The sequence below is a fragment of the Nocardioides sp. L-11A genome (genome assembly GCA_029961745.1).
Taxonomy (GTDB): Bacteria; Actinomycetota; Actinomycetes; order Propionibacteriales; family Nocardioidaceae; genus Nocardioides.
Genome location: CP124680.1, coordinates 2,313,154 through 2,325,792, shown reverse-complemented (window position 1 = coordinate 2,325,792; position 12,639 = coordinate 2,313,154). Strand labels below are relative to the sequence as shown.

The window sequence follows — 12,639 nt, the reverse complement described above, 5'->3', positions numbered from 1 at the left end:
GTTCCTTATGGGACGAGCCCGGCTGGCTGCCGAGCGGGTGTGTGAGCTGACTCGCGGAGCAACCACCTAGGTTACGCGAGACTCCACCACATTGAGGACGCCACCGGGCTCCACCACCTCGTAGGCGCCGGGCTCGTCGATCGCCCGGCTCAGCACCGGGACGCCGTGCAGCTTGAGGTCGTACGCCGACAGGGCGCGCCGGTACGCCCCGACGTTGACCCAGTGCGTGGTCAGTGTCCACAGGTCCGGGTCGTCGACATTGCGCCCGACCCAGCCGCCGGCGTACCCGGGCTGCTCGGCCAGCAGGCCGTGGACGAGCTCGAGGTCGGCACGGAGGCCGACCGGGTCCTCCCCGGCACGGAAGCGGTTCACGACGAGCACGGCCGCACTCTACGCGGGGCCGGGCCGGCCGACTTGACGCCCGGGGCCGCGTCCGATGAGAATGATTCTCATGCGCTCTTGGAAGGCCCTCACCGCTGTCACCGCCCTCGCCCTCTCCGCCACCGGCTGCTCGGCACTGTCGGAGGACGGCGACGGCGGGTCCGATGCCGGCGGGGGCGCGATCGACGTCGTGGCCGCCTTCTATCCGCTCGAGTACGTCGCCGCGCGGGTGGCCGGCGACCACGCGAAGGTCACCTCGCTCACCAAGGCCGGCGTCGAGCCCCACGACCTCGAGATCAACGTGCAGGACACCGCCCGGATCGCCGACGCCGATCTCGTCGTCTTCGAGAGCGAGTTCCAGCCCGCGGTGGACGAGACGGTCGCCGAGAACGCCGGCGGCGCGACCCTCGATGTCACCGACGTGGTCGACCTGGAGCCGTTCGAGGAGCACGCCGACGAGCACGCCGACGAGCACGCCGAGGAGGAGGGCGGGGAGGGTCACGAGCACGAGCACGGCGAGTCCGACCCGCACTTCTGGCACGACCCGATCCGGGTGGCGGCGTACGGTGACGCGGTCGCGGCCTCGCTGGCGGAGCTCGACCCCGACCACGCCGACGACTTCGCGGCCAACGCCGCCGACCTGCGCAGCGACCTGGAGGCGCTGGACGAGGAGTTCACGACCGGCCTGGCCACGTGCGAGCGCGACACGATCGTGGTGTCCCATGACGCGTTCGGCTACCTGGAGAAGTACGGTCTGCACATGGCACCGATCGCTGGCCTCACCCCCGACGCCGAGCCGACCCCGGCCGCGATCGCGGAGCTCCAGCAGCTGATCGAGCAGGAGGGGATCACCACGGTGTTCAGCGAGACGCTGGTCAGCCCCAAGCTCGCCGAGACCCTCGCCGACGACCTCGGCATCGAGAGCAAGGTCCTCGACCCGATCGAGGGCCTCACCGAGGAGACCGCGGAGCTCGACTACCTGTCGCTGATGCGCTCCAACCTGTCGGCCCTGCGCACCGCCAACGGCTGCTCATGACCACTGCCTCTGCTCCCGTCGCCGATGCTGCCGTCGCGCTGCGCGACGGCAGCGTCGCGCTCGGCGGCCGCCCGATCCTGCGCGGGGTCGACCTGGTGGTGCGCGACGGCGAGTTCGTGGCGCTGATGGGGGCCAACGGCTCCGGCAAGTCGACGCTCGTACGGGCGCTGGTCGGCCTGAACCCGCTCACCACGGGCGAGGTGCGCCTGTTCGGAGCGCCGCTCGACCGGCACGCCGACTGGCGGCGCGTCGGCTACGTCCCGCAGCGCGCCTCGGCGGCGTCCGGCGTACCGTCCTCGGTCTGGGAGGTCGTGGCCTCCGGCCGGCTCACCCGCCGGCGCCTGCTGCGACCGCTGAGCCGTGCCGACCGGGCCGCGGTGGAGCGGGCGCTCGACGTCGTCGGGCTCAGCGACCGGCGCCGGGAGTCGGTCGGCGACCTGTCCGGCGGCCAGCAGCAGCGGGTGCTCATCGCGCGGGCGCTGGCCGGAGAGCCGGACCTGTTCTTCCTCGACGAGCCGACCGCCGGCGTGGACCTCCCCAACCAGCAGATCCTCGCCGACACCCTCGGCCACCTCAAGGACGGCGGTGCCACGATCGTGCTGGTCGCCCACGAGCTCGGGCCGCTCGCGCCCCTGATCGACCGATGTGTCGTCATGCGCGACGGCAGGATCGCACACGACGGCGCCCCGCTGGCCGACCACGAGGTGCACTCCTCGTGGTTCGCCGAGCCGCACACGCACCACCATCACCCGGTCGCCGAGCCGCGCACCGATGGCCGGTCCCCGCAGATCTCCGCCCCTGTCGACACCTCCGGAACGGAACGCCCGTGAGCCCGGCCGAGCTCTTCTCCCTGCCGTTCATGCAGCGGGCGCTGATCGCCGCCCTCGTGACCGGCATCGCCGCCCCGATGATCGGGACCTATCTCGTCCAGCGCCGGATGGCGCTGATGGGCGACGGCATCGGCCACGTCGCCGTCACCGGTGTCGCGATCGGGCTCGTGACCGGCACGTCGCCGATCTGGACGGCGGTCGTGGTGACCGTCCTCGCCACCTTTCTGATGGAGCTGATCCGGGAGAAGGGCCGCACCAACGGCGACGTCGCCCTCGCGCTGATGTTCTACGGCGGGCTCGCCGGCGGACTGCTCATCACCGGGCTCGACGGTCAGGGCACGCAGACCATCGGCCGCTACCTGTTCGGCTCCCTCACGGCGATCTCGGCCGGCGACGTGCTGACGACGATGATCCTCGCGGCGGTCGTGGTCCTGCTCTGCGTGGGACTGGCGCCCCAGCTCTACGCCATCGCCCAGGATGCCGACTTCGCGCGGGTCGCCGGGCTGCGGGTGCGCGCCTACAACCTGCTCGTGGCGGCGCTGGCCGCGGTGAGCGTGACCGTCGCCATGCGCACGGTGGGGCTGCTGCTCGTCTCCGCGCTGCTGGTGATCCCGGTGGCGACCGCCCAGCAGGTGTCCCGCTCGTTCCGCACGACGATGGCCGCCGCCGTACTCCTCGGGACGCTGGCGGCCGTCGGCGGCCTCGTGCTCGCCGCGCTCGCACCCAGCGGCGTCACCGTCCAGCCGGGACCCACGATCGTGCTCCTCGCCCTCACTCTCTACGCCCTCACCTGGCCGGTCGGGATCTGGCTGCGTCGCCGCGCCCGGCTGCGCGAGCCGTTCGCGGCCGGGCAGGCCGCACCCGAGCACGACGCCTGCGGGGAGCACCCGCATGCCCACGGCCCGGGGTGCGGACACCTCGCGGTGGCCCACGACGACCACGTCGACTACGTCCACGACGGACATCGGCACGCGGTCCACGGCAGCCACTACGACGAGCACTAGTTCGATGGGCCGAGCGTGTCGCTCGTTGCTCGCGGAAGGGCGCCTCCCTGCACCTCCGGGCCGGCTTCGCTCCGCGACGACCGGCTGAAGGTACGTCACTGGCCGGAGTCAGACCTGGTTCGGCTCCGCGCCGCCGTAGCGCCGGTCCCGGCGGGCGTACGCATCGATGGCCGCCCACAGGTGACGGCGGTCGACGTCGGGCCAGAGCACGTCGGAGAAGACGAACTCGGAGTACGCCGCCTGGTAGAGCATGAAGTTGGACAGTCGCTGCTCGCCGGAGGTGCGCCAGATCAGGTCGGCATCGGGGAGCTCCGGGACGTAGAGATAGCGCCCTAGGGTGCGCTCGTCGACCTTGTCGGGGTTCACCCGCCCGGCGGCGACGTCGCGCGCGAGCGCCTTGGCCGCGTCGCCCAGCTCGGAGCGCCCGCCGTAGTTGACGCACATCGTCAGGGTCAGGACGTCGTTGTGCCGCGTCATCTCCTCGGCGACCTGCAGCTCGGTGATGACCGACTTCCACAGCCTCGGCGCCCGGCCGGCCCAGCGGACCCGGACCCCGAGCTCGTGCATCTCGTCGCGACGCCGCCGGATGACGTCGCGGTTGAAGCCCATGAGGAACTTCACCTCGTCGGGGCTGCGCGACCAGTTCTCGGTGGAGAAGGCGTACGCCGAGATGGCCTTCACCCCGATCTCGATCGCGCCCTCGACCACGTCGAACAGGCTCGACTCGCCCGCCTCGTGACCGCGGGTGCGTGGCAGCCCGCGCTCCTTGGCCCAGCGGCCGTTGCCGTCCATCACGACAGCGACGTGATGCGGGACCAGCTCCGCGGGCACGGCGGGCGGCCGGGCGCCGGAGGGGTGGGGCGTGGGCGGGCGGACCGGGCCGCGGGTGGCGGCGGCCGCCGTGGCGGCGCGGGTACGACGGGTGGAGCGGGTCACGGGGAGCAGTCTGTCAGGCGCAGCGGGAGCGTCACCTGGGCATCACCGGTGACACTTGACGGGCAGTTCTGTCACTTGTCGGGCGTTGCAACGGCCGACAAGTGACGGAATCGCCGGTCGACCGGCGATTCCTGCGACCTCAGCGCTCGACGTAAGCCAGCGACCGGAGACCCCGCTCCAGCTGCCACTGCACGAACGCCGCGATCAGACCGCTGGCCTCCCGGACGTGGCGCGGGTCGGCGGCCTCGACGACCGGCCAGTCGCCGGCGAGCAGTCCACCGAGCAGGGTCAGCGTCTCCGGGGCCGGCGTGGCGGAGCCGGGGATGCGGCAGGTGGAGCACAGCACGCCCCCCATCGACGGGTTGAACCAGCGGTGATGGCCGAGCTCGCCGGTCGCGGTGACCGGCGGGCGGGCGCAGTGGGCGCAGTCGACGAAGGCGGGTGCGTAGCCGGCGATGGCCAGGGCCCGCAGCAGGTAGGAGTCCAGGACGTGGCAGGGGTTGCGCGCACCCGCCGCCATCGCGTTGAGTCCCCCGAGCAGGAGCGCGAACTGCTGGCGCGCCGGCTCGCGCTCCTCGACGACCAGCCGCTCAGCGGTCTCCAGCATCGCGGTGCCAGCGGTGTAGCGGTCGTAGTCGGCGCCCAGCGGCGCGGCGTACGCCGCCCGGGTCTCGGCCTGGGTGATCGTGTCGAGGTTGCGGCCCTCGGCGAGCTGGAGGTCGACGTGGGTGAACGGCTCCAGCCGCGAGCCCCAGCGCGAGGTCGTCCGGCGCACGCCCTTGGCCACGGCGCGGACCACACCGTTGTCGCGGGTCAGCAGCGTGACGATGCGGTCCGCCTCACCCAGCTTGCGGGTGCGCAGGACGATCGCCTCGTCACGGTAGAGCGGCACCTCTCCATTGTGCTGCCTCGGCCGGGGGAAAGCCCGGCGCCACCCCGGTCCTCAGCCTGAGCGTCGTCCGTCGTACCCGGCGTCTCGGTCGCGGATCCGGCCCATCGACGACCCGAATGCCGGGTGCGACGTTCCGGCCCGGCGCGGGCGCCTCACGACGACCGGGTACGACGCCCCCGCCGGGCCGGGCGCGCGTGCTCCCGGACGAACCGGGTGACCACGAGGTCGAGCCGCTCGGGCCGCCGCCGCCACTCCAGGGGCGCCGCCGCCGGCTCCAGCGCCGCGCCGGGGATCTCGCCGGCGACCAGCTCGGCGTCGCCGGCCGGGTGGAACGGGTCGGCGGTCCGGGCGAGCACGAGCGTCGGCACGGTGAGCGCGGCGCGCTCGGCCGAGGACGGCGCGAACCGTCCGAAGAGCACGCCGTGCACCACGGCGGCGACCTCGCCGGGACAGGCGTCGAGGGTCTCCAGCGACAGTCGGACCCAGGCGGGGGCGAGCCGACGGGGAAGCGGCCGCGTGACCAACCGCAGCGCACTCAGGGCGAAGGGCGCGAACCGCGCCGTCGCGAGGACCGGAGCGAGCAGTGCCAGCTGCGCCCCGAGGGCGTTCTCCAGCACCGGCCCGTCGAGCAGCAGGCCGGCGACCCGATCGGGCGCGATCGCCGCCACCTCGAGCGCGACGTTGGCGCCCACCGAGCTTCCTCCCACGACCGCCCGCGCGGCGCCGACGTGGTCGAGCAGCGCGACGACCTGCTCGGCGAACGCGGTCACCGAGTAGGACAGCGGGTCGGCGGGGCGGTCGGAGCGGCCGTGGCCGAGGGGATCGAGGGCGAGGACGTGCAGCCCGTTCGAGGCGAGCATCCGCGCGGTCCGGTCGTGCACCCGCCGGGGCACCAGCAGCGGCGGGAGCAGCACGACCCAGGCCTCGCCGGCGCCGTACTCGGTGAACTCGAGGCGGTCGCGGCCGCGCCGGCCCTCGACGAAGACCTGTCCGACCTTCTCGGAGGCCAGCGCGGCGCGAGCCATGCCCGGGTCAGCCGATCGGCTCGACAGGCGCGGCCGGGATCGTGGTCGTCCGCGCGCGGTTGGCGGCACAGACCACTGCCCGCAGCGAGGCGGTGACGATGTTGTGGTGCAGGCCGATGCCCCAGACGACCTCGCCGGCGACCTCGCACTCGACGTACGCCGCCGCGACGGCGTCGCCACCCGAGGAGAGCGCGTGCTCGGCGTAGTCGAGGACCCGGATGTCGGCGCCGGCCTGGCGCATCCCGTCGACGAACGCGGCCACCGGGCCGTTGCCCATCCCGGTGAAGGTCTGCTCCTCACCGCGGACGACGAGGCGCACCTCCTGCTGGTCGTCGCCGTCCTCGCTGGTGACCGACGAGAACGACACCAGGCTGTAGGGGGCCTCGCGGTCGAGGTACTCCGCGCGGAAGATCGTCCAGATGTCCTCCGGCGTCACCTCGCCCCCCTGGGCGTCGGTGTGCTGCTGGATGACGCGGCTGAACTCCATCTGCGCGCGGCGCGGCAGGTCGAGGCTGTGCTCGGCCTTGAGCACGTAGGCGACGCCGCCCTTGCCGGACTGGCTGTTGACCCGGATGACCGCCTCGTAGGTGCGGCCGACGTCCTTCGGATCGATCGGCAGGTACGGCGCCTCCCACGGGATCTCGCCGACCGGCTTGCCCTGCTCGGCCGCGATCCGGTCGAGGTCCTCCAGGCCCTTCTTGATGGCGTCCTGGTGGGAGCCGGAGAAGGCGGTGTAGACCAGGTCGCCGGCCCACGGGTGGCGCGGGTGGACGGGCAGCTGCGTGCAGTACTCGACCGTGCGGCGGACCTCGTCGATCGCGGAGAAGTCGACCTGTGGGTCGATGCCCTGGCTGAACAGGTTCATGCCGAGGGTGACCAGGTCGACGTTGCCGGTGCGCTCGCCGTGGCCGAACAGGCAGCCCTCGACCCGGTCCGCCCCCGCCATCAGGCCGAGCTCGGTGGCCGCGACCGCCGTACCGCGGTCGTTGTGGGGGTGCAGGCTGATGATCGAGTGGGCGCGCCGGGTCAGGTGGCGCGAGAAGTACTCGATCTGGTCCGCGTAGGTGTTGGGCGTGGACATCTCGACGGTCGCCGGCAGGTTGAGGATGATCTCGCGCCCCTCCTCCGGCTGCCACACGTCGGAGACCCGCTCGCAGACCTCGATGGCGAAGTCGGTCGGGGTCTGGGTGAAGATCTCGGGGCTGTACTGGTAGCCGAAGTCGGTGCCGTCCAGCAGCTGGTCGGCGTACTTCATCACCCACTCGGTGCCGCGGGTCGCGATCGCGATGCACTCGGCCTCGGTGACGCCGAAGACGACCCGCTGGAACAGCGGCGCGGTCGCGTTGTAGAGGTGGACGGTCGCCTTGTCGGCGCCCTTCAGCGACTCGACGGTGCGGGCGATCAGGTCCTCACGGGCCTGGGTCAGCACGGAGATCCGGACGTCGTCGGGGATCCGGTCCTCCTCGACGAGCTGGCGCACGAAGTCGAAGTCGGTCTGGCTCGCGGCCGGGAACCCGACCTCGATCTCCTTGTAGCCCATCTGGACCAGGAGCTCGAACATCTTCATCTTGCGCGACGGGCTCATCGGGTCGATGAGCGCCTGGTTGCCGTCGCGCAGGTCGGTGGAGAGCCACCGGGGGGCGCGGGTGATCCGCTGGTCGGGCCAGGTGCGGTCCGGCACGGTGACGGGCTCGAAGGCGGTGTAGCGGTGGTACGGCATCCCGCTGGGCTGCTGGCTGGGGATGGTGACGCGCTGGTTCATGACTTCCTCGGGTTTCGTGAGTGACGAGATGGCACCGGGCGCACGACTCACTCCGCAGCGAGGGGGTCCGGTTGAGTCAGACCTCGCTGCGGCCGCTAAGAAGGAGGGCTCGCGTCATGATGGGAGTCACCTTAGCAGCACCCGGTCTCCGGAGCCGGCGCTCGGGTACCACGCGGGGATCCGCAACCCGAGGAGCCCCCGATGAACGCGAAGGACCCCCAGCAGGCCGTCATCCCCGGCGCACCCGCCGCCGTCCCGCCCGGCCTCGCCGAGCCGACCGACCCGGTCGACCCGCTCCCCCCGAAGCCCGACCAGGGCGCCCCCGAGCCCCGGACCCCCACCGGCGCCGCGACCGGCGCGGACCCGAGCACGGCCGGCCAGCAGGGCCGTTGGGTCACCACCGCGACCGGCACCCGTGTCCGTGACACCGACCACTCGCTCAAGGCCGGGGAGCGCGGCCCGACCCTGCTGCAGGACCACCACCTGCGCGAGAAGATCACCCACTTCGACCACGAGCGCATCCCGGAGCGGGTCGTGCACGCACGCGGCGCCGGCGCGCACGGCTACTTCGAGGGCTACGGCACCGCCGACACCGTGACCTGCGCTGGCCTCTTCGCGAAGGGCGAGCGGACGCCGGTCTTCGTGCGCTTCTCGACGGTGCTCGGCTCGCGCGGCTCGGCCGACACCGTGCGCGACACCCGCGGCTTCGCCACGAAGTTCTACACGGCCGAGGGCGTGTGGGACCTGGTCGGCAACAACATGCCGGTCTTCTTCATCCAAGACGGCATCAAGTTCCCCGACATCATCCACGCCGGCAAGCCCCATCCGGACCGGGAGATCCCCCAGGCGCAGAGCGCGCACGACACGTTCTGGGACTTCGTCTCGCTGCACACCGAGGCCCAGCACCACGCCCTGTGGAACATGTCCGACCGCGGCATCCCGCGTTCCTATCGGATGATGGAGGGCTTCGGCGTCCACACCTTCCGGCTGACCGCGGCCGACGGAACGACGTCGCTGGTCAAGTTCCACTGGAAGCCCCGGCTCGGCGTCCATTCCCTCACCTGGGAGGAGGCACAGCTGATCGGGGGCCTCGACCCGGACTTCCACCGTCGCGACCTGGCCGACGCGATCGAGTCCGGCGCCTTCCCCGAGTGGGAGCTCGGCATCCAGGTGTTCGAGGACACCGCCGAGCAGGCGTTCGAGGGCATCGACCTCCTCGACCCGACCAAGATCGTGCCCGAGGAGCTCGCGCCCGTGCAGCCGATCGGGCGGATGGTCCTCGACCGCAATCCCACCAACTTCTTCGCCGAGACCGAGCAGGTCGCCTTCCATGTCGGCCACCTCGTGCCGGGGATCGACGTCACCGACGACCCACTGATGCAGGCCCGGCTCTTCTCGTACGTCGACACGCAGCTCAGCCGCCTCGGGGGTCCGAACTTCGACCAGATCCCGATCAACCGGCCGCACGCGCCGGTCAACGACATGCTCCGCGACGGCTTCCATCAGCACGCGGTGCACGCCGGCGTGGCGCCGTACCGGCCCAATTCGCTCGACGGCGGCTGCCCGTTCCACGCAGGCACCGACCTCTCCGACGAGGAGACCCGCGCCTTCGTCGAGGCTGCCCGGGCCGTCGAGGGCCGCAAGGTGCGCGCCCAGCCGGCGTCGTACGACGACCACTTCAGCCAGGCACGGCTGTTCTGGGCGAGCATGAGCCCGGTCGAGCAGGAGCACATCATCCGCGCCTACTCCTTCGAACTCGGCAAGTGCTACGAGCAGGCGATCAAGGAGCGCCAGCTGCAGGCGCTGGCGAACATCGATGCCACGCTGTGCGCCGAGGTCGCCACCGCGCTCGGGCTGCCCGTCCCGGAGCCGAGCGCGGACGTCGCGGAGGTCGTGCCGAGCCCCGCGCTCTCGCAGCTCACCGGCGGGCCGTGGCCCGCGGACGGGCGCGTGGTCGGGATCGTGATCGACCCGGACGGCGCGCTCGACGACGTCATCGAGGTCCGCGCGAGCGTGCTCGACGCCGGCATGGTGCCGCTCCTCATCGGTCCCCACGGCGGGACCGTCGGCGAGCTGACCGTGCAGCGCACGTTCGCCACCGCCCGCTCCGTGGAGTACGACGTCGTCCTCGTCGCCGGCTGCCCGCCGCCGGCCCCCGACGCCCTCCCGGCCCGCGACGCCAAGGCCGGAGCCTCGGACGGCCCGGTCCTCGATCCCCGGGTGGTCCTGCTGCTCGAGGAGGCCTTCCGGCACGCCAAGGCGATCGGGGCCTGGGGCGCCGGCCTGGACGCCCTGGAGGTGGTCGGCATCCCCACCGACGCCGCGGGCATCGTCGCCGGCAGCACCGGCGGCGCCGTGATCGACCAGGTGCGAGACCTGCTGGGCACCCATCGGGCCTGGGAGCGGTTCGCCCCGGCCGTCTAGCCTGGTCGGGTGCCGACGCTCCTGATCGTCCACCACTCCCCCAGCCGCTCGATGCAGGCGCTGCTCGAGCAGGTGGTCGCCGGAGCGCACGACGACGAGGTCCAGGCAGGCACCCCGGTCGATGTCGAGGTGCGCCCCGCGCTCGAGGCCACCGCCGACGATGTGCTGGCCGCCGACGGCTATGTGCTCGGCACCACGGCGAACTTCGGCTACATGAGCGGTGCCCTCAAGCACTTCTTCGACTCCACCTTCCTCGCGGTCGGCGGCGCCCTCGACCCGACCGGCGCGCCCGCCGACGGCGGCGGTGAGACCGCGGGGCGCCCGTACGGCCTGTGGCTGCACGGCCGCTACGACCTTACCGGCGCCGAGCGGTCGGTGCAGTCGATCGTCGGCGCGCTCGACTGGCGCCAGGGGTACGACGTGCTCGGCGTCCTCGGCGCCGTCGACGACGCCGCACTGGAGGCGGCCTATGCCCTGGGCGCTACGATCGCGGCACTCCTGACCGACTGATCGCCGACCTGCGACCGACCTGTCAACGACCTGGATGCCGACGTCACGAGAGGGGCTCTGACACCCGGATGCTGGACCGTGCCGTCCGCCTGGTCGGGATGCTCGCGCTCCTCCTGCTGGTTCCGGTCCTGGCCGCCTGCGGCAGCGAGAGCCAGGGCAAGAACACCGACGACGACCTGGTCGACGCGCTCGAGGTCCCCGAGAGCGGCGTGTGCCGCAACCTCACCCCCGACGACGTCGCGCTGCCGGCCAACGCGACCGCGACCGTCCCCTGCTCGGAGGAGCACACCGCCGAGACCTTCGCGACCGGGGAGCTCCCCGAGGAGTTCGACGACGCCGGGTACGACGACACCGACCTCGGCCACTACGCCTACCGCACGTGCTCGACCGCGTTCGCGAAGTTCGTCGAGGCCGACGAGAGCCTGGTGCTGCGCACCACGCTGAGCTGGGCCTGGTTCCGGCCCTCGGAGAAGGCGTGGGGCAAGGGCGCCCGCTGGTACCGCTGCGACGTGCTCGGCGGCAGCACCGCCAGTCCGGCGTACCGGCCGCTCCCCGAGACCGCCCGGGGCATGCTCGCCGGCCGCCCGCCCGACGTGTGGCTCAGCTGCGCGCGCGGCCCGTCGGTCGGTGAGGGCGAGAAGGTGCCCTGCTCGCAGAAGCACGACTGGCGCGCTGTCACGACGGTCAAGCTGGGCCAGCCCGAGGACGACTACCCCGGTGACCGGGTGATGGAGAGCCGCACCCGCTCCTTCTGCTCGACCTCGGTCCAGGCGTGGCTGAACTACCCGGCGGAGTTCGAGTACGGCTTCACCTTCTTCCACCAGGCGGAGTGGGACGCCGGGGTCCGCAGGTCGGTGTGCTGGGCGAGGACGAGTGAGTGACGACATGAGCAACCGCAGCCCCTGGGCGCGCCGGGCGGGTGTCGCCGCGGCGACCCTGCTCTCCCTGACCACCCTGGTCGCCTGCAGCGGCGGCGACCAGGACGAGCCCCCCGCCCAGCCGCGGTCGACCCAGGCCACCGCACCCGAGCCCGACCCGGGTCCCGCGACCGGCGCCTGCTACCCGCTGCCGTACGACGCCGCGGTCGCCCCCACCTCGACGGTCGAGCCCGTCGACTGCGCCCAGCCGCACACCAGCGTCACCTTCGCGACCGGTGCCATCGACGCGGTCGTCGACGGCCACCTGCTCGCCGTCGACTCCGACCGGGTCCAGGCGCAGGTCTCGTCGGCCTGTCCCCACCAGCTCCTGGCGTACGTCGGAGGCTCACTGCCCCAGCTCCGGCTGTCCATGATCCGCTCGATCTGGTTCACACCGACCGTCGACGAGTCCGACGCCGGGGCGGCCTGGTACCGCTGCGACGCGGTCCTCCTCGACGGCGCCTCCAAGCTCGCCGACCTCGACGGCGACCTCGAGGGGGTGCTCGGCGGCGCCACGGTGCCGGACCGGTACGCCATGTGCGGCACCGCCGCCCCGGACGCGCCGGACTTCGAGCGGGTGCGCTGCTCGGCGAAGCACTCGTGGCGCGCCATCGACGTGGTCGCCTTCGAGGCCGCCGACTACCCGGGCGTCAAGCAGGTCCGGGCCGCCGGGCGGACCCGGTGCGAGGACGCCGCGGCCGAGGTCGCCGAGGACCCGCTGACCTTCAAGTGGGGCTACGAGTGGCCCACGAAGGAGCAGTGGGCGATGGGCCAGAAGTTCGGCCGCTGCTGGACGACCAGCTGACGGCGCGAGCGTCCTGCGCGTGACACCGACCCGGCGCGTCTGAACCTGCTGAGAGCGCCGACCCGGCGCGTTTGAACGCGCCGGGTCGGCGCGTTCTGGGCGTTCAGATGCGCCGGG

The 12,639-nt window shown here is 72.5% G+C and carries 12 protein-coding genes; 7 read left to right on the top strand and 5 right to left on the bottom strand.

Features of this window, described 5'->3' with window-relative positions; all coding sequences use genetic code 11:
* Positions 1–66 precede the first annotated feature (66 nt).
* A complete protein-coding gene (locus QJ852_11070; GenBank protein ID WGX98968.1) occupies positions 67–381 on the bottom strand; it encodes an antibiotic biosynthesis monooxygenase in 315 nt (104 codons plus the stop codon).
* Between the two features lie 70 nt (positions 382–451).
* Between QJ852_11070 and QJ852_11065 the strand changes: the two genes are divergently transcribed.
* From QJ852_11065 to QJ852_11055, 3 genes are read left to right on the top strand one after another with little or no spacing between them, the layout of a single operon-like run.
* Positions 452–1,417 (top strand): metal ABC transporter substrate-binding protein, encoded by a 966-nt coding sequence (locus tag QJ852_11065; protein WGX98967.1) that lies wholly within the window; start codon positions 452–454, stop codon positions 1,415–1,417.
* Entirely contained in the window at positions 1,414–2,247 is an 834-nt protein-coding gene (locus QJ852_11060) for an ABC transporter ATP-binding protein (GenBank protein WGX98966.1), read from the top strand. Before QJ852_11065 ends, QJ852_11060 begins: the two co-directional genes overlap by 4 nt.
* Entirely contained in the window at positions 2,244–3,251 is a 1,008-nt protein-coding gene (locus QJ852_11055) for a metal ABC transporter permease (protein ID WGX98965.1), read from the top strand. Before QJ852_11060 ends, QJ852_11055 begins: the two co-directional genes overlap by 4 nt.
* Positions 3,252–3,359: 108 nt before the next feature.
* Here QJ852_11055 and QJ852_11050 read toward each other — a convergent pair whose 3' ends face one another.
* The 4 genes from QJ852_11050 to leuA form a co-directional block, all read right to left on the bottom strand.
* Positions 3,360–4,187 (bottom strand): isoprenyl transferase, encoded by an 828-nt coding sequence (locus QJ852_11050; GenBank protein ID WGX98964.1) that lies wholly within the window; start codon positions 4,185–4,187, stop codon positions 3,360–3,362.
* A 139-nt stretch (positions 4,188–4,326) separates the two neighbouring features.
* Positions 4,327–5,079: a DNA repair protein RecO gene (gene recO / locus QJ852_11045; GenBank protein WGX98963.1), complete on the bottom strand. Its 753-nt coding sequence runs from the start codon at positions 5,077–5,079 to the stop codon at positions 4,327–4,329.
* Between the two features lie 152 nt (positions 5,080–5,231).
* Entirely contained in the window at positions 5,232–6,104 is an 873-nt protein-coding gene (locus tag QJ852_11040) for an alpha/beta fold hydrolase (GenBank protein ID WGX98962.1), read from the bottom strand.
* Positions 6,105–6,111: 7 nt separating this feature from the next.
* Complete coding sequence (gene leuA / locus QJ852_11035) at positions 6,112–7,866, bottom strand: 2-isopropylmalate synthase (GenBank protein ID WGX98961.1); 1,755 nt, start codon at positions 7,864–7,866, stop codon at positions 6,112–6,114.
* A 201-nt stretch (positions 7,867–8,067) separates the two neighbouring features.
* On the opposite strand from leuA, the gene QJ852_11030 reads away from it, so the two are divergent.
* The 4 genes from QJ852_11030 (at position 8,068) to QJ852_11015 (ending at position 12,522) form a co-directional block, all read left to right on the top strand.
* Positions 8,068–10,290, top strand: a complete 2,223-nt coding sequence (locus QJ852_11030; GenBank protein ID WGX98960.1) for a catalase — start codon at positions 8,068–8,070, stop codon at positions 10,288–10,290.
* 9 nt (positions 10,291–10,299) lie between these two features.
* Positions 10,300–10,800, top strand: a complete 501-nt coding sequence (locus tag QJ852_11025; protein ID WGX98959.1) for a flavodoxin family protein — start codon at positions 10,300–10,302, stop codon at positions 10,798–10,800.
* Between the two features lie 68 nt (positions 10,801–10,868).
* The gene (locus tag QJ852_11020; GenBank protein WGX98958.1) at positions 10,869–11,681 is read left to right on the top strand and encodes a septum formation family protein; all 813 of its coding nucleotides are present in this window, start codon (positions 10,869–10,871) and stop codon (positions 11,679–11,681) included.
* 4 nt (positions 11,682–11,685) lie between these two features.
* On the top strand, positions 11,686–12,522 hold the full coding sequence (locus tag QJ852_11015; protein WGX98957.1) for a septum formation family protein: 837 nt from the start codon (positions 11,686–11,688) through the stop codon (positions 12,520–12,522).
* Positions 12,523–12,639 lie beyond the last annotated feature (117 nt).

Bases quoted from the DNA above. Each gene is read 5' to 3' on its own strand.
- QJ852_11015 (WGX98957.1), top strand. From the start codon at position 11,686: ATGAGCAACCGCAGCCCCTGGGCGCGCCGGGCGGGTGTCGCCGCGGCG.
- QJ852_11030 (WGX98960.1), top strand. From the start codon at position 8,068: ATGAACGCGAAGGACCCCCAGCAGGCCGTCATCCCCGGCGCACCCGCC.
- leuA (WGX98961.1), bottom strand. From the start codon at position 7,866: ATGAACCAGCGCGTCACCATCCCCAGCCAGCAGCCCAGCGGGATGCCG.
- QJ852_11020 (WGX98958.1), top strand. From the start codon at position 10,869: ATGCTGGACCGTGCCGTCCGCCTGGTCGGGATGCTCGCGCTCCTCCTG.
- QJ852_11060 (WGX98966.1), top strand. From the start codon at position 1,414: ATGACCACTGCCTCTGCTCCCGTCGCCGATGCTGCCGTCGCGCTGCGC.
- QJ852_11065 (WGX98967.1), top strand. From the start codon at position 452: ATGCGCTCTTGGAAGGCCCTCACCGCTGTCACCGCCCTCGCCCTCTCC.
- QJ852_11040 (WGX98962.1), bottom strand. From the start codon at position 6,104: ATGGCTCGCGCCGCGCTGGCCTCCGAGAAGGTCGGACAGGTCTTCGTC.